At 43.1% G+C, this 24,546-nt stretch carries 14 protein-coding genes; all 14 read left to right on the top strand.

From position 1 onward, the window contains the following. The first annotated feature begins 7 nt into the window (after nt 1-7). Nucleotides 8-643, top strand: coding sequence for a DUF998 domain-containing protein (locus WCW66_05650; protein MFA6392196.1), 636 nt, complete (start codon nt 8-10; stop codon nt 641-643). Continuing rightward, nucleotides 640-1,284 carry a class I SAM-dependent methyltransferase gene (locus WCW66_05645; GenBank protein ID MFA6392195.1) on the top strand — a complete coding sequence of 215 codons (645 nt, stop codon included), beginning with the start codon at nt 640-642 and terminating at the stop codon, nt 1,282-1,284. Before WCW66_05650 ends, WCW66_05645 begins: the two co-directional genes overlap by 4 nt. Further along, nucleotides 1,277-2,395 carry a hypothetical protein gene (locus WCW66_05640; GenBank protein MFA6392194.1) on the top strand — a complete coding sequence of 373 codons (1,119 nt, stop codon included), beginning with the start codon at nt 1,277-1,279 and terminating at the stop codon, nt 2,393-2,395. Before WCW66_05645 ends, WCW66_05640 begins: the two co-directional genes overlap by 8 nt. Beyond that, complete coding sequence (locus tag WCW66_05635; protein MFA6392193.1) at nt 2,392-2,721, top strand: TfoX/Sxy family protein; 330 nt, start codon at nt 2,392-2,394, stop codon at nt 2,719-2,721. Before WCW66_05640 ends, WCW66_05635 begins: the two co-directional genes overlap by 4 nt. After that, nucleotides 2,718-3,740 (top strand): hypothetical protein, encoded by a 1,023-nt coding sequence (locus WCW66_05630; protein MFA6392192.1) that lies wholly within the window; start codon nt 2,718-2,720, stop codon nt 3,738-3,740. The genes WCW66_05635 and WCW66_05630 overlap by 4 nt, the downstream gene beginning before the upstream one ends. Nucleotide 3,741: 1 nt before the next feature. Further along, complete coding sequence (locus WCW66_05625; protein ID MFA6392191.1) at nt 3,742-4,362, top strand: HAD family hydrolase; 621 nt, start codon at nt 3,742-3,744, stop codon at nt 4,360-4,362. Between the two features lie 25 nt (nt 4,363-4,387). Continuing rightward, complete coding sequence (locus tag WCW66_05620; protein ID MFA6392190.1) at nt 4,388-4,516, top strand: hypothetical protein; 129 nt, start codon at nt 4,388-4,390, stop codon at nt 4,514-4,516. Between the two features lie 162 nt (nt 4,517-4,678). Beyond that, complete coding sequence (locus WCW66_05615) at nt 4,679-6,034, top strand: GTPase (GenBank protein MFA6392189.1); 1,356 nt, start codon at nt 4,679-4,681, stop codon at nt 6,032-6,034. Between the two features lie 105 nt (nt 6,035-6,139). Further along, on the top strand, nt 6,140-7,075 hold the full coding sequence (locus WCW66_05610) for an ABC transporter ATP-binding protein (protein MFA6392188.1): 936 nt from the start codon (nt 6,140-6,142) through the stop codon (nt 7,073-7,075). Nucleotide 7,076: 1 nt separating this feature from the next. Further along, nucleotides 7,077-8,192, top strand: a complete 1,116-nt coding sequence (locus WCW66_05605) for an ABC transporter permease (protein ID MFA6392187.1) — start codon at nt 7,077-7,079, stop codon at nt 8,190-8,192. A 681-nt stretch (nt 8,193-8,873) separates the two neighbouring features. Next, nucleotides 8,874-9,044, top strand: a complete 171-nt coding sequence (locus tag WCW66_05600; protein ID MFA6392186.1) for a helix-turn-helix domain-containing protein — start codon at nt 8,874-8,876, stop codon at nt 9,042-9,044. Then, complete coding sequence (locus tag WCW66_05595) at nt 9,044-22,225, top strand: hypothetical protein (GenBank protein MFA6392185.1); 13,182 nt, start codon at nt 9,044-9,046, stop codon at nt 22,223-22,225. Before WCW66_05600 ends, WCW66_05595 begins: the two co-directional genes overlap by 1 nt. A 137-nt stretch (nt 22,226-22,362) precedes the next feature. Beyond that, nucleotides 22,363-23,442 carry a hypothetical protein gene (locus WCW66_05590; GenBank protein MFA6392184.1) on the top strand — a complete coding sequence of 360 codons (1,080 nt, stop codon included), beginning with the start codon at nt 22,363-22,365 and terminating at the stop codon, nt 23,440-23,442. A 21-nt stretch (nt 23,443-23,463) separates the two neighbouring features. After that, entirely contained in the window at nt 23,464-24,546 is a 1,083-nt protein-coding gene (locus WCW66_05585; protein MFA6392183.1) for a hypothetical protein, read from the top strand.

Genomic DNA, 24,546 nt, shown 5'->3' with positions numbered 1-24,546 from the left:
ATGTATAATGAAAATCGATGCCATGAAACTGGATGCTCAACTGATATATTCAAGTATCATAATTTTTGCCCTATGCACTATCATCGCCCATATTTTTTCAACATCGGGCTATAACTGGCAAAATCATTCACTGAGCCAACTAGCAGCACAAAATTATTCCCTCGCTTGGATCATGCAGATGGGTTTTTTTAGTTTCGGCATATTATTTACAGCCGGTGCATTACTAATGATTAAAAACAGTAGGAAGGTACGAGTTACCGACATACTAATAGTATTTTACGGTATATCCGTATTACTCTGCGGAATATTTTCATCAAGACCCTTTGCTGAGGGCATACCATATTCGGAAATAGAATCTGGTTTGCATTTTGCATTTGCGGTTTCAACTGGAATGTTCTTAAACTTAAGTGTATTCTCCTCTATTCTGACATCAAAAAGTATAAATGAAAGGCTTTTCCATGGCGCATTTTTAATGACTATTTTCGCCAGTTCCCTGTTCGTCATTTTAATCAGAGACGGATATCTGGATGCTTCGATGGGCTTATTACAAAGAATCATCTTTTTTACCGGTGTAATTTGGCTGTTTATATTTTTTCTGAAAAGGGATAAAATAGAATCAGGTAATAAATCACAACATATATGAGTAATCGGTACTGGACAAAGGCCCACGCGCATTATTCAAGGCAGGATTGGATTAATAAACCCTCAATTTTTTCGGAATTTGCTATCCAGTACTTTCCCAAAACTGGGAAAATACTTGATTTAGGCGCGGGTCAGGGACAGGACAGCCGCTTTTTCGCCGAAAACGGGCTAGATGTTGTATCAACGGATTTTGAAGATTTCGCATTAGGTCTGAACGAAACAAATATCCCTGCACATCTGAAAAAAAAGATTAAAGTCGAGGAAGTGGATTTATCGAAAAAACTGCCATATATTAACCAGGAATTTGACGTAGTCTATTCTCATCTAGCCCTGCATTATTTTGATACAGCTACCACAAAAGAAATATTCAAAGAAATAAAGCGGGTCTTAAAAATCGGCGGAATAATCGCCTTCATGGTTAATTCAACCAGTGACCCGGAATATCAGACCGGCACGCTGATTGAAAAAGATTTTTTTGCCATGGAAAAAAATATTAATATGCGTTTTTTTAATGTTGATACGGTAAAAGAATTTACCAAAGATTTTAAAACAATTTCAGTAGACAATTTAGGAGAATCCTACAAAGACAGTGCAGTAGGAATCCATAATATGATCCGCTATATCGGGAAAAAAGTTGAGTAACCGAGAATTTAAACCAGCAGATATATTAAAAAGAAAAAAAGAGCTTGTTCAATCTAAAGCTCTTACCGTTATTCGTACCTATGACACTTTTGAAAACGAATCAGGGAAGAAAGATGTTTCATTATGCGAAAATTCTTCGGGAGAAAAGTTTATTCTTCGCATCGGAGAAACAAGGCCAGCCCAATTCTTCCCCGAAGGATACCTGGGCGAATTTTTAATTATCCCAAAACTGATCGCGCAGGACAATATCGGCATCCCTTTTGAGCTAGAAGAATTTTTGGAAGGTATACTGGCCAGTGAAATAAATTCTGAAATTGCTGGCGAGGGAAAAATCGAACCGAAATTACAGGAAAAATTATTATCTGCGTTTTGGGAATTCCAGACGATAGGAAAAGAAGTTAATCTGGAACAGAGTTTTTCTATGCACAAACAATCACCGGAAGATGAATCTTCCTCTACGGGTTATAAAAACAGAACGCGTTTCATAGATAAATTTGTTCCATTACGCGTAGGCGAAAATTCATTTTCACCCGGTCATAATATTTCCCATACAATGGAAGCCATAAAAGGAAGGCTAGTAATAATTAACAATAAATTATCGGGAAAAAACGCGAAATTATTGAAAAATTATGCTGAAATTGAAAAGGTGATTTATCAATACCAGGATTTCTGGAATAAGGGATATCCTTCCAAATGGAAATTTTCTTTGGATAATATAATTATTACCGAAAACGGCAAAGTAGGCCTGATCGACAATGCTAAAATCGGACTTAGATATTTTGGTTATGATCTGGGCTGGTTAATCTGGCCATTATGGGTGACAATGAAAACAGAATCCTACCGGAAAATAAATGAACAACTAAAATACCTTGATGATTTCAGCCACAAAATTGCCGAAACAGCACCAAAGGATTATAGTGTAATGGATTTTAACAAATACTTCTGGCTGATGATTTTGGAGAGAATCATCGGCATGTATTTCGATGTCGTAAGTAACACTAAACACTTAGAGCGATGGGCAATCGGACCAAGAGGAAACCGCGGGCGTACAGAAAAATATCTTTTCTTTTTAGAGACATTACTAAATCATGCGCTAACAAAAATTAAATGAAGCAAGGCGATTTCTCCGAATATGTCGTCCATGATCTACTGGGCCGGATAGAAGGTATAACCGCACGCGCGATGTTCGGCGGATACGGACTTTATCTTGATGGCACAATTTTTGGCATCATCGCTGATGATCAAATCTATTTTAAAACCGACGAAAACTCTCAAGTTAGATATGAACAGCTCGGCAGCAAACCATTTACCTATGCCAAGGGTAAAGCTAAATCGGTTACTATGTCATACTGGGAATTACCGGCGGAAATAATGGACGATCCAAATGAACTGCGCCAATGGGTGATAGAATCAAGCGCAATAAGTAAAATATTATGAAAAAATCATTAAAATATTTTTTTAATAAAAATTGTATAGACGGTAAAAAAAAGATTATTATTAGCATAGATCTTGATAATACTTTAGTTATCAGAAAAAAAGGCTCAAACTATATCAATCCGAGGATAAAAAAAATAATAAAAATATTGATTAAAAATAGAAAGATTAATCTAGTGCCAAATACAGGTAGAGATTTGGTTGGTTTTAGCGCTTTTCAGAATGGTGGTCTAAATATAAAAAATGGAGTCTTTGGATCAGGTAGCCTGATTATGAATAATGGCCATATTTTTTTTAATCAAAAAAGTAATATTAACCCATTTATTATAAAATTATTTATAGATGCAGTGAGTAGTGGCATTTTACCATTTATTGATCTATCCCATGCTGGTGGCAGAATAATTTATTATGGTCATAGCGCAGATAAATATTATAATCTTTTTTTCTCTCAAAATCCCAGAGATTGGTGTCATAAAAAATATTCTGTTATTAAGCATGTGAGGGATTATGACAGTAAAAAATTGAATAAAGTATTTAGAGTTGAGTTCCCTCTGATAAAATCGGACAGTGCACATGAAAAATTATTTAATCATATATCCATCAAAGATTCTGATAGTATAAAGTATTTATATAAATTACTAGGTACAAAAAGTGGAAAGATATTTGAAGATTACTCTTTAAAAAATAAAAAATATTTCAATAATCACTATAGTAGTGAAGATATTATTTTTGCTAGATTTGGTAAGAATTTTGATTTTGTTAACAAAGGTGCCGGCTTAAAAATTTGGTTAAAAAAATCATCAATTATGTTTCAGGATTGTACTATAATTCACGTCGGAGATAAGGATGTGGGTTTAATTAATGATACCCTAATTAAAGATGATTTACCCAATGCCTTGATAGTTATGGTTGGTAAAAAATACAATTTGGATAATCCAGTTGTTGATTTACATTTACGTGGAAACACCGAAAAATTATTATTAGATTTTTTTGTAGAATTAAGCAAAATATTAGTAAAATAATATGATTAAAAATATCATTATCGATTGGTCCGGAGTAATTAATGATAATACCAGAAATGTCTATCAGGCGGTTCTGATAATCTTCAAAAATCATGGCGTCAATCCGATTTCGTATGAAGAATTCAGACAGCAGTGGCAACAACCTTATATGCTGTTCTATAACCGGTTCATGCCATATCTAACACATGAAAAAGAACAAATAGAATATACAGAAGCAATCGCCAGTCAGCCGGAACCATCCGCTTACCCAGGAATAGTTACAATTTTAAAAAAAGCTAAAGCGCAGGCAAAAAAAATTGTAATCCTGAGTGGCGACCCGACCGAACATGTTGAAAAAGAGATTATAAGATATGGATTGGAAGATGTCTTTACCGATAAATACACGCTTGTCCACGACAAGTCGATCGTTATTAAAGAAATCATGGACAAATACAGCTTCAAAGCGGATGAAACGATTTTTATCGGCGATACTAGGCATGAAGTGGAAAGTGGCAAGTCAGCTAGAGTCCAGACAGCCGCGGTAACCTGGGGTATCGACACGGAAGAAAAACTGAAAACAGTCTTCCCCGATTTTATCATCCACAATATCAAAGAATTAAAATCTTTAATCAATGACAATTAATAAAGAATGGCATTTAAAAAACACAATGCCAAAAAATCCTACCTTTGAAGAACGGATAATCTGGCACAAGGGCCACAGTAAAAATTGTTCCTGTCGGCCAGAAAAATTTCCCAAAAAACTGGCGGAAGAAATGAAAAAACGGGGCATTAAATAAGCCCCTTTTTGCTTGACATGGGCAAATAATTTATATAAGGTAATATACTCACCTTATTCTTTAAGGTGTGTTTGCTCTTGAAAACAATCGGCTTTTCGCCGTTTACAATAGAGTCCGACCACCGTCCATTGCCCGAACCCTTTTTCCGAGGAGTGTGACCAAATGGCCAGACGACGCAGAATCGTGATTTTGGGAGCCGCCGGACGCGACTTCCACAACTTCAACACCGTCTTCCGGAACGACCCCAACTCCGAGGTCGTCGCCTTCACTGCCACGCAGATCCCGGACATCGCCGGACGCAAATATCCGGTCGAACTCGCCGGTGGACTGTACCCGGCGGGCATCCCCATCGTGGAAGAAGAAGAACTAAAGGCTCTGATCAGCGATTGTGGAATCGATGAGGTGGTCTTCTCCTACTCCGACGTAACTCACCGGCATGTGGCGCATCTTGCCGCGATGGCCAATGTGCTCGGCGCCGATTTCCGGCTGCTGAGCCATCCCAGCACCATGCTCAGGAGCAGCAAGCCGGTGATCAGCATCTGCGCGGTACGCACGGGCTGCGGGAAGTCACAGGTCAGTCGTTACATCGCGGACTTGCTGCGACACGCCGGCTATCGTATCGTTTCCGTCCGGCATCCCATGCCCTACGGTGACTTGGCGAAGCAGGCGGTGCAGCGCTTCGCCGCGCTCGAAGACCTGACGAAGCACGAATGCACTATCGAGGAGATGGAAGAGTACGAGCCCCATATCGCTGCGGGCGGCGTGATCTACGCCGGCGTGGACTACGAGGAAATCCTCCGCCAGGCGGAACAGGAAGCGGACGTCATCCTCTGGGATGGCGGCAACAACGACACGCCTTTTTACCGTCCCAACCTGCACATCGTGGTGGCGGATCCCCTGCGTGTTGGCGACGAGCTGAACTATTACCCGGGGTTCGACAACCTGCTCATGGCGGACATCGTCATCATCGGCAAGCAGAGCACGGCCAACCCGGAGTGCATTGCCAAGCTCGAGCAGACAATCAGGGAGCACAATCCTTTCGCATCGATCGTAAACGATCTGTCGCCGGTGACCGTGGAAGATCCCGAATCCATCCGCGGCAAGCGCGTACTGGTCGTCGAGGACGGCCCCACTACCACCCACGGCGGAGTGGCTACCGGGGCCGGTACCGTGGCTGCGCAGAACGCCGGAGCGATCATTGTTGATCCCCGTCCGTTCCTGCAAGGCAGTCTGCTGGAAACGTTCGAGAAATACCCAAACATCGGCTGTCTGCTGCCCGCCATGGGCTATGGTGAAGAGCAGGTTGACGATCTGTATCAGACCATCGCCGTCGCGGTGGAGGAAAACGCGATCGACTGTGTAGTGGTCGGTACTCCGATCAACCTCCGCCGCGTGCTCAAGTACATTCCCATTCCCTTCGTGCAGGTCACCTACGGTTTCAAGGAGGCACACTTAGCGATTCTGGACGGAATCGTTCTCGACATGGTCAGGAAGCGGACCGCACCAAGGATTCCGTAACAGATCAGCACCCCCCGGCGCAATACCAATTTCTAAGGTAAAGCGCCATTTTTTATTCCAGTTGATGCAATTGATTATTTCTGCTAAAATGTCAAAATCAAATATATGTCTATTATTGAAGTAAAAGATTTAGTAAAGAAATTCAGAACCCCAGACAAAAAAGGAGATCTTGTTGCGGTTAACGGGATTTCTTTTTCCGTGGAAAAAGGGGAGGTTTTTGGTCTGCTCGGACCGAACGGCGCGGGCAAAACAACGACCTTGGAAATTATTGAAGGTCTGCAGGATCCCACTGGCGGAGAAACACTGATTAAAGGAATAAACACACATAAAGAACTAAGTAAAGTAAAAAACCTGATCGGCATCCAACTGCAGTCTTCCGCTTATTATGAATTTCTCAAACTGGGTGAAATCCTGGAGCTGTTCGGAACTTTTTATCACAAGGCGATTGACCCGGATAAATTATTAGACATAGTTCAATTGAGAGATAAGAAGAAAGCCCTGATTAAACAGCTCTCCGGCGGACAGCAACAGCGGTTCTCAATCTGTGCCGCTTTGGTGAACGACCCGGAAGTGGTATTTCTGGATGAGCCGACTACCGGACTGGATCCGCAGGCGCGACGTTCCATGTGGGAATTTATCAAAAAAATCAATGAGCAAGGAAAAACTGTTGTTATCACAACGCACTATATGGAAGAAGCGGAATATTTATGCAACAGAGTAGGTATTATGGATATGGGTAAAATTGTTTCACTTGATACACCAAAAAATTTAATCAGAAATTTGCATTCTTCCGCGCGTATTAATTTCTATGCAGATGAGCAGTTTAATATTGATTCATTAAAATCCGTGGATGGAATTCTGGAAGTAAAAAATGATTCTGAACACAAATATTATCTGAAGGTAACGCACAGCAATGAGGTACTGCCAAAGCTCTATAAGTGGGCGGAGCAAAATAATGTCTTCATGCAGGAGTTGGAAGTAGTGACTGCCGGACTGGAAGACGTATTTATCGAACTAACCGGAAAGAAACTAAGAGACTAATATGTTCAAACTAATCTGGTCCAATATTAAAATGACTTTCCGCGACAAGCAGGCAGTTTTCTGGTCGCTGGCCTTTCCCCTGATGTTCATCATTATTTTTGGCCTGTTTGATTTCACTAAAATGGGCAACGCCAATTATATCATTTTTGATCGGGCAAATTCTGAACTTTCTCAGCAGTTTCAGAAAGGCATAGAAGAAATTGAATTCCTGAAAAAAATAGACTCTCCGGAAAATCTGGATTTAGCAAAAGAACAACTGCAAGCCGGCGATGTTAATATTATTATTGTAATCCCGGACAGCTTTTCCGGCGCTATACCTGCTTTAGACCAGCAAATACAGGGCAATATTGAACAAACGACCCCCTCGCCGATTGAAGTGTATTACGATGAATCCAACATCACAGTTAATCAGTTAGCACTTAGCGTAGTTGATAAATTTGTGGACCAGATGAATATGGGCATCGCTAATACACCGAAAATTTTCAGTTATACGACAGAGAGCATCCTGTCTAAAGAGGTTAAATACATTGATATCATCATGCCCGGAATTCTGGCTATGGCAATTATGATGTCAGCGGTGATTGGTATTTCCACGGGGATAAGCCAATACCGTGAGAGAAAACTTTTGAAACGACTTTCCGCGACTCCGCTTAAAGTCCGAAACTTTTTAATCGCTGAAGTGACTTCCTATCTTTTCTTAAACCTGATTCAGATTTCTTTAATCATTCTCGTTGCACAGCAAGTATTTGACGTTAATGTTTATGGAAACATTTTCTTGATCTACGGTGTATGTATCGTCGGCAGTTTAATATTTTTAAATCTTGGTTTTGCGGTAGCCGGTTACGCCAAAAATACCAAGACGGCTGAATCACTTTCTCAAGTAGTAACGATGCCGATGATGTTTTTCTCCGGAGTTTTCTTTTCACCAGAAGCCTTACCGACAGTTGTAGGCAAAGTTGTAAAATTCCTTCCGCTGACGCCGATGATTGAAGCGCTAAGAGCAATCTCTGTTAATGGTGAATCGCTCAAAGACATTTGGACACAGCTTGCTTTTATGGGTGGCTGGATTATTTTATCATTCCTGATCGCCTGGAAAACATTTAAATTCAAAGACTGAATTAGGATATAGTTGAATGCCCCTGCGGGGGCATTTTTTGTTTTTTCAATTTTTTCTCATTCATATCTATATCCTTTACAAAATACCTGCTTGTGCTATGGTGGCGATAACTGATTGCTGGACGATCCAGTAGGTTGGGAGGACTTCAACCTCGGGAGATCATTGCTATGGCGACATGGCTCCGAATTGAGAAGAAGCATAAAGGAAAAACGGCAGGTGCCGTTCTGCAGGAGAACGGAACTCCATTCGTACCGGCCGAGCATCGCCTAGTTATCATCTACGGGAAGGATCACGACGCTGTTGCGCTCGCCGTGGATGATGTCATTATGTCGTCGGACGTCGCTCTCTGTCTCCTTGATCTGCCGGAATCTCTCCGGAAATCCATCTGAACACCACCTCGAAAGAGGCAAGGATGCATGCCAAAAAGCTGCATCCGTTTTTTTATCCGAATAATTCGCTCATTTTAGCAATATTATTTCGATTTTGATTAATGGATGCAGAAGCATTTTACAATAAATTTAGCTAATATTAGCTACAAATTATTATATACTGATTGTCAAATTATGACATTACATGTCATTATAAGACACATAGGTACAAATCATCTCTTGACTTTTTCGTTGCATTATGCTAAAATAAGATATATAAATTAGAGTAAAAAACAAAAGAATTTCCAGATAAATGGAGCAATTACTGACTCTCAAAGAAGTTACGGAAATCCTGCGCGTCAGCGAAAGGACAATTTATCGTTATATTGATTCTGGGGAGTTAAGAGCGATTAAGATTGGGCAGTGGCGTTTTAGCCAGGAAGATCTTAATCGTTTTATTTTCAGCAAAAAAACAAACAAATAATGCGTAATAAGAATAATAATTTAGAATTGGTCCGACAAATTGTGCGGGATTCCAGAAAAAGGAAGAATGTCCCCTCTTTATTGGCGTTCGTACTGATCTCGCTTTTTGCAACATTAACTGTGCTTATTTATGCCAATGTGGCTTTGAAATCAGAAACAGCAGAATCGATTAAGTTTGTATTTCGGCCATTGGTTGTTGGTGATGTCATAATACGCACAGTCCCAACTGTATGCACCGGCTGGGAAAATTATGATTCAGCTAAGGATATCGATTTGCTTGGTTCATCATCAGTGGATAAATTTAATAAAAATAATTCTGCTTTTTATACTAACAGTCAGCTGAAAGATCTGGGGGATGTTGCTCAGTATGAGCTGGCTACTTCTAAACTTATTTGTACTGGATTTAATCTGGCAGAAAATATTCCTCCAGAAGCAGTTGAAATCTTAGGAACCGTAACATTCTCATTTGCTGCTGATACATATGAAGGCAATGAAGATATTGTAGTATTTTCGTATTCTATTGATGGCGGAGAAAGCTGGACTTCCCTCGATTCTTTCGCCTTGCTTGATCAAATGAGCAATGAGACAAATGAGGGTTTTTGGACATATCCGGTTGCCGATCTAGCAAAAGTTTTAAATAACGACAGCTTTCAAATAAGAGTTGAATATGTTTCCGAGCCAACCGCTAAATCAACGACAGCATACGTCGATGGTATTGCTTTGGACATACAATATTTACAAGATAAAAAAAATAATGGGGAATTCGCAGAAATATCGATTACAGATGATACCGGGGTACCTTCACAAACCACACCGGTTGTTACAGTTGAAGTTGAAAAGAATTCAACTTTCGCATTCTTAGGTGTGCCAACAAAAAAAAGAGAGATTAAATCAATCCAGTTGACTCATCCGGATGGATCCGTTGCTGAGCCTGAAACAAAAATAGAAAAAAAAGAAATAAACGGGATAAAACATGAAGAATATAGCATTCAAGCGGATAACTTTGATAAACCGGGTGTATATAAAGCAACTTTTGCGATTGAAGAAGACGGCGTAATTGAAGAAAAAATAAAAGAATTCGCTTGGGGAGTTTTGTCATTAAATACTTCCAAGTCTGTATATATCCCCGATGAGACTGCCAATCTTAGCATTAGCGCATACAACAGAGAGGGAAATTTTGTTTGTGATGCTGATCTTTCTATTCAAATAACTGACCCGAAAGGAAAATTAGCAACCCTAACAACCAATGACGGAATTTTTCGCTCACCTAATTGCGGACCGAGAATTATAACAAACAACGCGGATTATATTACCAGCATTGATAACCTGATTGCCGGCAGATACGTTCTAAATCTTACTGGCACAATCGATGGTGAATCATACAGTACAACCGAAAGTTTTTTAGTGGAAAAAAATATTCCCTTTGACATTACTCGTATTGCGCCAAGCAGAGTTTATCCGATTGCAGAATATGAAGTATTTCTGGAAATAGTACCAGATGAAGATTATTTTGGTACGGTTATTGAATTGGTCCCTAATCTAATTGAGATTGCAGCAATCAACGAAAATGGTTTAATTTCAACCGTCGATGAAAAAAATAATGCTATCAACTGGCAAGTGGATTGGAAAAAAGGTGAAGCTTATACTCTATCTTACAAATTTGAATCACCCGCCCTGGTTGATTATCATTTTCAAGTAGGCCCAGTTTCATTTAATAATTATAATAGCACTGACGACAGAGCGGACCCACTTGCCGCAACAGCTATCTGGACCGAACAAAGGCCTTGGCAAATTGAGACTGACAGCATCGCTGAAAAGACCCATAAATCATACCAGGATAACGGCGGTGTCAATCAAGTCGAAATCGTTAATGAAAAACAGCTGCGTCTTCGTGAAAAAGATGGCAAGTTTAATGACCGGTTCTTTCCAATAGAAAATTTCTATCAAGATTCGTCCAATAACTGGCATACAATAGAAACAAGTCTTGATATTATTGATCGGGGAGACAGTAGCGTATCATTTAATATAAATGGCAGGCCGCTTGTACTGAGGCCAGCCGTTGTGATTGATGGAAATACACAGTTAATAAATAATCTGCCGGTCAACATTCGCTCACAATTACAGATGCGCCTGGAAGTACAAAAAATAGATCAGGGTAATAAATGGTCGCATATCTTTTTCCGATTGCCGGAAATCGAGGCTATTGAGTTTTTGGTTGAAGCAGATAATCATGCAGTAACAAACGCGAATCCAACATCATTAGTTATCGATGAACAGTTATTATTAGATTTTTCTGATCTAGTACAATCCGGATTCGATGTTTCGGTTACGCCAACAAAAATCCGAATAACTAATCTAAAAGACGGTTGGAACACGCTTGACCCGACTGATACATTTTATTCCACAGCTGCAGCGGATGGGCAAATATCCTATGACGGAACTACCTATACAACTACTGCGTCAGCAACGACATCCGTCATTTCTATAAATGATGGATCTCCAAGTCTCCCAATAACAACCGCTTATAGCTATCTTTCATTTGATACATCTAGCTTGGCAGATACTGCCACTATCTCCGCGTCAGATGTTAATATTTATGCAGATTCATTTACAAAAACAAAAGCTCTTGATACAACCTATAGTGTTCAGTATTACTCCGGGATTAATGCTATTGGCGCCGCACTGGATAATTCAGATTGGGGTGTATGTACAACAAGTCAAAGCACCCTAAATTGGGCGAACACCGCCGGATGGAAATCACAATCATTGACAAGCCCTGACTCAAATGTAAGTAAAACAGGTGACACCGATTTCAGGCTGACACCAAATTGGTCTGTCGGCGCTGGACAATTTAAAACAGCGACCATGCGTCAGACTGAATATGCTGATACAACCTCCGATCCGTATCTGGACGTAACCTACACCACGGGTATTTCTGTTTCCGGCAATGTGTATAATGAGAATTCATCTACTGCCCTCACGGAGTGCGATGGCTCAACCAATATGGTCAGCCTGCGGGTGCAAAGTACAACGTACAATACAACCTGCGCGGATGCAAACGGCGCGTTTACTTTTACAGGAGTAGCTGCTCCATCAGGCGATGAAGCGATGATTATCTGGATTGAAGGTCAAATTCCGGACGGTGCAACAGTGAATCTGTATTCCGGCACGGGGGATGTGACCGGGATAACTGTGCAGGAAAACTCCTTAACAATTCATAATGATTCGGCTTCGTTAAGTATTTCTAATGCCAACTTGGATGTTTACGATAATGGTGATGATGATGATATTAATTACACTGTAACAACGAATGCTCTTACCGTGGAAGACGGCCATCGTGTGCTAATCAAAACTAATGAGAGTTACACTCCCGCCGGTACCATCACCACTTCTCCCGCCGCCACACAGAGCGCCATGGATGGCGACATATATCTGGAGACTGGTGCGAGTTTAACTATGGGCACTAATGCTCTTTCGATTGGTGGAGATTTTACCACAGCAGGCACAGTGACTATTTCACTCTCAGCAACACAAACCACGACTTTCACTGGAACCACAACTGGATTCGCTATTGAAGCAGAAGATGCTTTCCAGAATTTGATATTCAACGGATCCGGCGGAGGCTGGGATTTTGATCAGAATGCCACCGTCAGTGGGGACATTACCATGACCGCCGGCACGCTTTCCGGCACGGATAATATTGCTGTCAGCGGAGGTGATTTTTCCGGTACCTCTGGTGATGTAAATATGTCCGGCGGAACTGTAACTCTCTCCGGTACTGGGTATATCGGTGCAAATGTAAATTGGGATTTTAGCGCACTGACAATTTCCGGAGATACTACAACAACAGGAAGCGCCTACTTTTTTACAAATGGTACTCTCACCATAAGCGGTAGTAGTGAACTAACTATTGATACTGGCGACATGATTTGGTCTACTTCCGCAGGAACTGTAAGTATTACCGGCATTCTAAATGGTGGAGGCTCTCTCCAAATATCCAATTCAAACCTCGGTACCGGAGGAACTTTATCAGTTGATATTCTCTTCTTACCACCGAGTGGCACAATCACTGTACCAGCCAGGACATATGGCGGTGATGTATCAATTCAAAATGACGGGACAGCACAATTTTCTGCTGGCACTTTTGTTTTTTCAGGTAATCTTATTCTTGATAATGGTGAACCAGCTGAATCGGCGACACTTGATGCCGCGACCAACGATCCGACGGTAACAATCGCCGGAGATTTAGACAATACTGTCGCCGACGGTTCAACAACACTCCAGTTTGGTGCCGGTACGTGGACTGTTGCCGGAAATGTTGATTTGACTGGCATTACTTCTGTAACCTATGACACGAGCAGTACGATAGTGATGACCGGTACGGGAAATTTGTCCGGCGGTGGTAATACACTTTACAATCTTACAATCGACGGTAGCGGAAATACGGTTACCGCTACCACAAATGCCACTGTCGCAAATACTCTTACCGTCGGTGGTGCGGCGGATGCGAACAACGACACACTATCAATCAATACCGGCATAAGTGTTACTTCAGCGACCACCGGTACCGTAGCTTTGATCGGCAGCGGCACAGACAGCATTGTCGGCGCCGGAACACTGGTACTCAAAAATTCCAATCTAGCAACGAGCGGCGCGATATCCTCGATAGTACGCTTCGACGTAACAAACGGCGGTATTACCATGCCGGCTAGAACATACGGCGGTACAGTTGAAGCTTATAATAACTCAGCACTAACTCCACAAACTGTCACAATTGGTGCCGGTACGCATAATATTTCCGGTTCACTTAATCTTCTAGCAAGCAACGCTACACCTATTACACTCGACGGCGGATCGACTAACCCAACTGTAAATATTACAGGCGACCTGGACTATACCGGAGGTGGCGCCGGTACCGAAACACTCGTGACCGGAAATGCGATTTGGACAATAGGAGGGAATGTGGACCTGACCGGCGGATCAACCACTATTACAAGCGGCCATACTTTGAAAATGAACGGCTCTTCGAAATCAATTACGTCAGCTGCGGTTACGCTACAGAATTTTGAAATATCCGGCGGATCAACCACTCAAGTGGCCGCCTTAGATATAAACGGTACATTCACAGTGAGTAGTGGTGGTTTCTCACAAGCAGCAAATCACAATCTCAATATTGCCGGTAATTTTACTTTATCAACCGGCACAACATTTACTCCGGCATCCGGATCCGGTCTTTTAATTCTTGACGGTGATCTCACTCTGAATGACGCGACTAGCCCGAAGCAAAATTTGGGTAATGTCCACATCGGCACTTCTCCGGATACTACCGACCTTGCCAGCGATTTTGCTGCTACAAGCCTGACTGTGAATAGTGGTGATGTTTTTAACACTAACGGTTATGATGTAGATATAAATACGGGGGGCATTTCCATTACTGGTACCTTTGATGCGACAGACGACGTCGAAACAGATGAAACAACTATTAACTGTGCGGGTAGTTTCAGTATCAACAGCGGAGCAACATTTACAACTGATCAATCCACCTTGATCATGGATGCTGGGTCGGGTACTTCTGATCTCATCACCGACGGTGCTTTCTCACTTTACAACCTCACCATCGCTGACGGTGGCGGAACACTGACTGTAGAGGTTGAAGACGCACTGGATGTTAATAACAACGTTACTATCACGGGTGGAAATCTGGACGGTACAACCGGCGAGGGTAATGCCATAACGGTCGGTGGCAGTTGGGACAACGACGACACTTATACGGCGCAGGGTAACACCGTAACATTTGATGCGCCATCCGGTACAAAAACAATTGACGCCGACGGCACCGGCACCGATGCATTTTATGACCTAACTTTTAACGACGCTGTCGGATCGGCGCACTGGGATCTGACCGGCACTTTGGATGTGGATAGGAATTTCTCCTTGGTTGGAGGTACAGTAGATAATTCAGCCGGCAATTACAACATTAATATCGGAGGCGGCTGGGATAACGATGACGACTATATCCGCGGGACAGAGACTGTTACATTTGATGCGGCTTCCGGCACGAACCTGATTGATGCGGATGGGACGGGCAATCAAGATTTCTATCACGTGATTATGAATGACAATGGTGGTACAGCGACTTGGCAACTGACCACTAATTGGGATTGGATTGACGGTAACTTCACCCTGTCAGACGGGACGTTCGATTTCAACAATTTCTATTTATATATCAACGGAAATTTCAATAAAACCAACGGCGCCCTTCAAATGAACCAGGCTTCGGATTACATACTGGCCTTCGGTACTTTCACAATTTCAGGAGCGGATGGAACCAATGCATTTTCATACGGCACAATCCATGTTCAGGATGATTTTACCATTTCAGGTGATAATACTTTTGTTTTCGGCGGGGCCGGCGGTCCGCGACTTGTCTTCAGCGGAATTAAGGATCCGACTATTTCAATCACCGGCGCCAATAATGTTATCGGATCCAGTACTTACGGTGCCTACTTTGATATTGCATTTGCAAATCCCACTAACACTCTGACATTCCTGACTAATGTAAATGCAGGACATTGCCGACCACAAGAAGGGAGATTTGTAATCAACGGACAGAGCCTCAGGTGTGACGGAGTATATTACAACTATGCCGGCGCTGGGATTGATATGGCCAGCGGGTCAGTAGTAGTCGGCAGAGAATCATACTCCGGTGGAACCTATAGCCCATTCTGGTATGAAGCGGGAGCGACTGAAAATATTTCCGGCGGAACAATCCAGGTTTATGGTTCCGCTCACGCCACTTATGGCACGGCCTATTTTGCCAATGGTTCAAATTTCACCCCCACCGGTGGCACTTTTCAATTAATGGGCACGGCCACCGCCTCAATCTACATTGCGGAAGTTGATGTTGCCGATTTCAATTTCTGGAATCTGACCATAGGAAATTCCAGTACTAAAACTGTGAGTATACATACTAGCTCGGCCACGCCGGTTGATATTGATGGCGACCTGACAATCAGTACAAGCGCCACATTTGACACCAATACTGAACCGATTGAAGTTGCGGGTAGTTGGGCAAACAGCGGAACTTTTACTGCAGACAGTGGAGCCGTCACATTAAACGGATCTGCCACTCAAACCATGTCCGGTACGATGACAAGTACTTCGGCATTCTATGATTTAACCATCACAAATAGCTCCGGCACTTTTACCGGATGCGACACAGCCTTTACCCCCGGAGTGGATTTTGCTGCCGCTGCAACTGCAACCAATAACTACACTATCACAACCGGCAATGTAAAAGTGGAATACAATTCCGGTTCGACATATACATTTAACAATATTAACTGGGCGGGTACAGCCGGCAATGAAATAATTTTCCGTAATTCTAATCTAACTTCCGGCACCTGGCTTTTGGTTGTGACAGGAACGCAGACTGACGTTTCATACGTCAGTGTCGCACGATCCGACGCAACCGGCGGTGACACGATAGTAGCGTCAAACGGAACAAATATAAATTGTAGTAACAATGTGGAATGGATTTTTTCCACCTTTTCTGTTGCCGGCAATCTATATAACGTGAACACCTCTACCGCTTTGACTGAGTGCGACGGTTCCACAAACATGGTTAATCTGCGTGTACAAAGTACGACCTATCAAACATTCTGCGATGATTTAACAGGTGCTTATACATTTTCTGCGGTGACGACCCCCACCACAAACGAAGCGATGATTATCTGGATTGAAGGTCAAACGCCGGACGGGACAACCGTAAATAAATATTCCGGCTCGGGCAATGTCACCGGGATAATTCTGGAAGAAAACGCTCTTACAATTCAAAATGACTCCGCTGTTGCAGTGTCTAATACTGATCTTGATACATACGATAACGGCAATGATGACGATATTATTTATACTGTTACCACTAGCAATCTCACTGTTGAAGACACACACCGGATTAAGATCAAAACAAATGAAAACTTTACACCGGGCGGAACAGTAACTACTTCCCCTTCCGCAACACAGACTGATATGGATGGTGATATTTATCTGGAAACCGGAGCAACTTTAAATATGGCGGCTAATGCCCTTTCCGTCGGCGGTGATTTCAGCACAGCCGGCACTATCACTCTGACACTTTCAGCGGGACAGACAACTACTTTTACTGCATCTGGTGGTGCGACTTATTCTATCGAAGCAGAAGATGCCTGGCAAAACATAATAATCAATGGCGGAGCGACTGCTGATTGGGGATTTGATGCCGGCGCAACTGTCAGTGGCAATCTCACTCTGACTTCCGGAGAAATCAACCTAGCCGGAATATCAGCTTTTGCGGGCGATGTCGCTATCGCAGCCGACGGGTTATTTGATACTGTTAAATTCTCAGACTACAATTTTTCTGTCGGCGGATCGTGGGATAACGACGGCAACTATGCTGGTTGGGAAAGTATTGCAACTTTTAACGCCACATCCGGGACTGAAACAATTGACGGGGATGGCATCACGTCAGAAAAATTTTCCAATATTGTCTTCGATGATGGCGGCGGAGGTGCTACTTGGGATCTCACTGCTGCGATCACAACCGGCAATCTGACTATTACGGGCGGAACATTGAATGCCAATGGATATGGTATCGGTGTAACCGACAACTGGGATAATGATGATACCTTTGTTCATGGCAATAACCTGGTAACTTTTAACGGCGCCCTAATAACCTTCATTATTGACGCGGATGGCACTGGAACAGATACATTTTATGACGTATTACTGAACGGGGCAGCAAGTGCGGAATGGGATCTTACTACCGACATGACAGTTGAAAATGATCTCACAATACTAACCAGCACTTTCGATATAGGAAATTTCACCTTATACGTCGGCGGTGATCTCACCAACAGTTACCGTCTGATTGAAAACAGCGGTCATGTCGTTATGAACGGCGGGGTCGGCACTCACATGATCGACACATCCGAAGCGGATTCGGCTGAATATGCTGATTTTTATGATCTGGCTTTTAGTGACGGCGGGGCGGGTGCAACTTATAAATCATATTATCCTCTGGATTTGGACGGCAGTTTAACAATCCCTGGCGGCTCTCTAGATATGGAAGAGGCACAAACATATTACTTAACATCTTCCACAACAAACGCAGTTAGTAATAATAGCCGAATCAAGACGGTTGATCCGGCCGGAACAGCTGACAGCAGTTCAGTATGTGACGATGTTAATACAGATCGATCATACCAATATTGTGTCCTTTTACCGGGAGCATCAAGTTCTGCTTGGGGTTTGGAACCTTCAACTATCCAACAGAGGGGTTATATGCTAAGCGACAATCAGGGAATGTCTGGAACATATGCGGCCGGAACATGGACTGTCAATGCCACTGCAAATCAAACAACAGGACAAATGTTATATTCTAGTTACCGTCTTTACGCCAGATTGTGGAAAGCATCAACTGCTCTCGGCAATGCAACCGCCATCACAGGATGGGATTATGCAACAGTTACTACTAATGCAACCAGTGATGTTACGGTTACCTTCAGCGGAGTCGGTGAAACAACATTGACCGACGAAGTATTGTATGTAGAGTTTGCTGCATATTTTCGTGGTACAGTAATTGATCTTGGATCCGGGAGTGGAACAACAATGTCACTAACGGTAAATGAAGGCGGGACAAAACAGAAGATCACTACTCCATCCTTCGCACCGCAGATTAATGTCGCCGGGAACTGGGACAATGATGATATTTTCTACCACACGGGCGGCACGGTAGTGTTTGATCCTATCTCCGGAACAAAAACAATCAATTCCACCGGTGCAACGGAAGATGATTTCTATAATGTCATAATTAATGACGGTGTTGCCACCTCAACTGTGCAGCTCGCTGGGACAAACATTCAGGTTGATAATAATTTTACTCTTACAGAAGGCTCCTTTGATTTGAATAATCTGGACGCGCTGATTACCGGAAATTTCGAAAAAACAGCCGGCAATCTACTCATGGATCAGGGAGGCGACCATATCAATGTGAGTGGTAACTTTACCGTATCAGGAGACGGCGGATCTTCCGCCCTGCAATATGGATCGATTGTAGTCGGTGGAGATGTTTCGATCTCCAACAACAACGTCTTTCAGATGGGTAATAATACCGGCTACCCCGTTTTCTCTATGTATGGCGCCGTTAGTAAAACCATAACTGTCAGCGGTACCGGAAACTATTTCGGTAACACCACTGCTATCGGTGAATTTGATATTGATAAAACTGGCGGGGCAGTAGTTAATGTCGGATCAGATCTGGATATTTGGAATCTGGTGCATAATACCGGTGGTTTAAATATTGACAGTAACTATACAGTTGATGCTGACGGACAGTATGTCGGTTTTGGTGGAGTACTGACGATGACTAACGGCACTTTAAGTGTCGGTAGCGACAATCTCGCCCCTTCATCACTTGCCAATTTCTATGTGGCCAGTGGTTGGACTGAGGCCATCTCCGCTGGCACAATTGAAGTCGATGGCATTGGGCACGCCACCAATGAGGCAGTCTACTTCGCCAACGGATCCAACTTCACCCCCACTGGCGGTACATTTAAAATGATCGGCAATGATAATTCCACAATTGAAGTAGCGGAAGTAACCGACGGGGATTTCAATTTCTATAATTTAACCATCGGTGATGGCACAAATACCAAAACTGTAGATATTGACGCGGCATCAGCTACGGCAATTGATATTAATGATACATTAATTGATACTAATGCGACTTTCGATACAAACAGCGAGCCAGTTTATGTTGGAGGAAATTGGAATAACAACGGTACTTTCACCGCAGACAGCGGAACAGTAACCTTTAATGGTAGTGATACTGATAATACCATCGATGCCGGCACCGGTTCCTTCTATAACATTGCTTTCGTCGGTGCTGACGGTTCCGGCACATGGACTTTTCAGAATGACAACGCTTCAGTTACGAATGGGATTAATGTTAATGTAGATGATATTATATTTATCAATACTGGAATTAATGTTACTTGGACCGGATCATCTTTCACACTTGACGGGACGATAGATGGTTCAGGAACATTAATTATTGATTCTACTACAGTGATACCTACCACAGGAACAATATCAGCAACCGTCAGATTTGATGCAACGAACGGCAACACCGGTGTAATCCCGGCCAGAACTTATGGATCAACTGTTGAACCATACAATAGTTCTTCCGTCTCAGCACGCACTATTGTACTTGGCACAGCTGGATCACAAACAATCACAGTTAGTGGTTGGTTATATCCAATGGCAGAAGGTACGCAAAACGTTACACTCAGCGCTACTGATTATAATCCGGCTATTAATATAGTAAAATCTCTTGATTTTACCGGCACAGGTGGCGGGTCAGAAATAGTCCAATCAGGTACAGGGGCTTGGAGTATTGGTGGAATCGTAGATTTCACTGATGGGACTTATACCGCAACAACCGGGAACACACTTCGAATGAATGGCTCTTCAAAAACTATTACCTCCGCAGGTCAGACACTTCAGAATTTTGCAGTATACGGCGGAGGCACAACATCAGTCGGTGCGTTGGATATTAATGGCACATTTACAGTATCTGCTGGTGCATTTACCCAGGCAGCAGACGCTGATCTGCATGTGGCTGGAGATTTCACACTGGGATTTGGCACAACATTTATAGCTGCATCTGGAACCGGAAAACTATATCTGGATGGTGATCTAACACTCACAGATAATACTGCAGTCAAGCAAGATTTGGGTGATTTAAATATCGGTACCTCGCCGGACACCACAGACCTTGCTAGTGATATTTTCGCCAAAGGAATTACCGTCAATTCCGGCGATGTATTGAATTCACACGGATATGATATAATCGTCGGCGTATACGGTCTAAATGTAATCGGCACTATGGACCTAACTGATGATGTAGAGACAGATAATACATTCATTACCACTGATGGTGATGTTACTTATGCAGCCGGATCCTCGGTAACAGAAGACCAGTCAACTATTACTTTCGATGCGGCAACCGGTACAGACAATATATTCAACTCCGGCACGCAGAATTTTTATAACCTAGTGATCAATGGCGCTGGTCTGATTGTGGAAGTGGAAGACCCAATCTTTGTTTATAATGATTTAACAATCACAAGCGGAACTCTGGATGTAGTGTTCGGTGAAAACAATCAAATCAACGTGTCCGGCGACTGGACAAATAATGGCACCTTTACCGCGCAGAGCGGAACTGTATTATTGAATGGTTCCTCAACACAAAACATGTCCGGTACTATGACTGGAACATCCAAGTTTTATAACCTTACAATCAGTAACAGCTCCGGTAGTTATTCCGGGTGCAGTACATCCTTTACGGCCGGGATAGATTTTGCTGCCGACGCAGCTATCTCCGGTACTTACACCATCACGACCGGCGATGCAAAAGTTGAATACAATTCCGGTTCAACCTACACAGCAAATAATATAAACTGGGATGGCGGAGCGTACGGTGATGAAATTATTTTCCGTAACTCCAATCTGACATCCGGTACTTGGCTCCTGGAAGTCGGCGGTACACAAACCGCGGTAAAATATGTAGATGTCGGGAGGTCTGATGCATCCGGTGCCGACGCGATTGATGCCAGACACATTTCCAACGTAGATTGCAGTAATACTACCAATTGGCAATTTGATTCAATTACCCTTAGTATCTCCGATACCACAATCGGATTTGGTGACTTAACTTCCGCCAATGCCAGATTTGCCAACGGAGCAGCAACCGGATCCGACAGTAAAGTTGTCGCTCATACAATTACCGCTTACACCGCAGCTGATAACGGATATCTTTTAACCTACAACGGTCCGCTATTAACCAGTGGTTCCGATACCATCACCGCTGCCACAATTACCAACGATGATGATGGTGCCGCAGGCACTGAGCAATTTGCTTTGGGGATTACAACTGCCGGAGACTGCACAATCAATGCCGACTACAATGCTAACAGCCCTGCTGAATACAAATATGTAGCGAGTACCACAACCACTCTTTGTTCCGAGACAGTACCGACTGCAGTCGAGGTGATCAGCGCATACTATATTGCCAATATCGGAAGTGAAACAGAAGCGGGAAGTTATTCAACAGATATAACTTATATTATGACCGCTACCTTCTAGAACATATCTTTACTATTGCAATCAAAATTTCATTGTGCTAAGATATCAAACCAACATGATATTGACTTTTTGTGCTTGGTCTGATATAATATAGGCACAAAGGTGAAAAATTATTGACTATTAACCCTTTGAATAACATGATAAAAAAATTAGGAATATATCTGCTGATTTTTTCTTTAACCTTTATTTACTTTCCGATCAGAACGGCAAATGCGGCTAATCTGACAAAAATTACCGATACGCTTTCTACGTTGACATCAAATGTTCTCGCAAACCATACAATTACATTTGTGACACCAACTGGTGTTGAAGCCAATGCTGACACAATTACAATTGATTTAACTGATTTTACTATTGGTACCGTAGATTATACTGATATCGATCTGGCAGTTGACGGTGATGCCAACTGTAATGGTGCTTGGACCGATAAAACACTTGCTGCGGCACACAATACCGGAGTATGGGGAGCAACAATTACCTCATCAGTGTTAACGCTTGATGCGCCTACTGATGCTGCGGCCGGTGAAATCACCGCCGGAGTTTGTGTACAGGTTGAAATTGGGCTTAACGCCACATCCGGTGTTGCAGGTAATACACAACTCCAAAACCCGAACGATGCTAACACACATGTTTTTGAGATAGGCGGCGTATTCGGCGATACGGGTCAGTATGCAATAGATTTTGTTGCCGACGACAGTGTTAATGTAACTGCTACTGTCGATCCTTCCATTACCTTCGCAATTTCGGATACAGCCATCGGCTTTGGTGACCTGGTATCTGCAAACGTGAGATATGCAACCAGTAATGCAGCCGGATCCGATACGGATTCTGCTGCCGCCCATACTATTTCCATTGGAACTAACGCGACCGACGGGTATATCGTCACTTATTTCGGCCCCACATTAACCAGTGGTGGCGACACAATATCAGTTGCATCATTTTCTAACGATGCCGACGGTACTGCGGGAAGTGAACAGTTTGCCATGGGGTTTCTATCGGATGGTAATACAACTGTCCCGGCCGGATACGATCATAACGCAACAGCCGGCAGTCGTGACTGGACTTTTGTCGCCAGCACGCTCACTACCATTGCGTCAGAAACAGGACCGACAGCGACTGAAACTATCAGCGCATATTATCTGGCCAATATCGCAGCCGATACGGAAGCAGGAAGCTATGCCACCGATATTACTTATATCGCAACCGCAACTTTTTAAATATTAGTTAACCACAAAAAAATGAAGCCAACTATTATAAAAAAGATTAGTGCCTATTTACTAATTTTTGCATTGGCTTTTTTGTATTTCCCGATTAGACCTGCCTTTGCAGCAAACTTAACTAAAGTATCTGATACGCTTTCCACACTCACCCAAAATGTAGTTGCTAATCACACAATTCTTTTTGTTACACCAACCGGCGTACAGGCATCCACCGATACGATCACAATCGATTTCACAGATTTTACCGTCGGCACAGTTGAGTTTGGTGATATTGATATTGCGGAAGATGACGACGGAACTTGCGATGGCGCATGGTCAGATAAAACCGTCGCGGCAACAGCCGGCGTAGGTGCTTGGGGAGCCGCTTTCACAGGTGCGTCATTAACGCTAACCCCGCCGACCAATGCGGCAGCTGGAGAAATCGACGCAGGTTTCTGCGTTCAAGTTGAAATCGGTCTCAATGCGGATGGTGGCAACGCACAACTGCAGAGTCCGAATGACACAAATACTCACGTCCTAGAAATTGCCGGCGTATTCGCTGATGCCGGTCAATACGCTTTAGATTTCGTTGCCGATGATAGTGTCAATGTCACCGCCACTGTTGATCCTTCTATTACATTTGCAATTTCAGATATAGCTATCGGTTTTGGTGATCTGACTTCTGCAAATGTGAGATATGCGACCGGTGATGCTACCGGCGCTGATGCAGATTCTGCTGCAGCCCATACTTTATCTGTTGGGACAAATGCTACGGACGGATATATTGTCACATATTACGGAGCTACTCTAACCAGCGGCGGCGACACAATTTCAGTTGCCGGATTCACCGATGATGCAAACGGAACACCGGGGACTGAACAGTTCGCCATGGGCTTCTCCACCAACGGTAATACAACTATCCCCGCCGGATATGATCACAACGCAACAGCCGGCAGCCGTGACTGGACTTTCGTTGCCAGCACCCTGACTACTATTGCCTCAGAGGCTATCCCTACTGCCACGGAAACAATCAGCGCATTTTATCTGGCAAATATCGCAGCTGATACTGAAGCGGGAAGCTATGCCACCGATATTACCTATATCGCAACCGCAACCTTTTAG

It is taken from the genome of Patescibacteria group bacterium (assembly GCA_041664365.1).
Lineage (GTDB): Bacteria > Patescibacteriota > Patescibacteriia > UM-FILTER-42-10 > UM-FILTER-42-10 > JAHJEX01.
The sequence above is the reverse complement of the archived record's forward strand: the minus strand, read 5'-3'. Positions and strand labels throughout refer to the sequence as shown.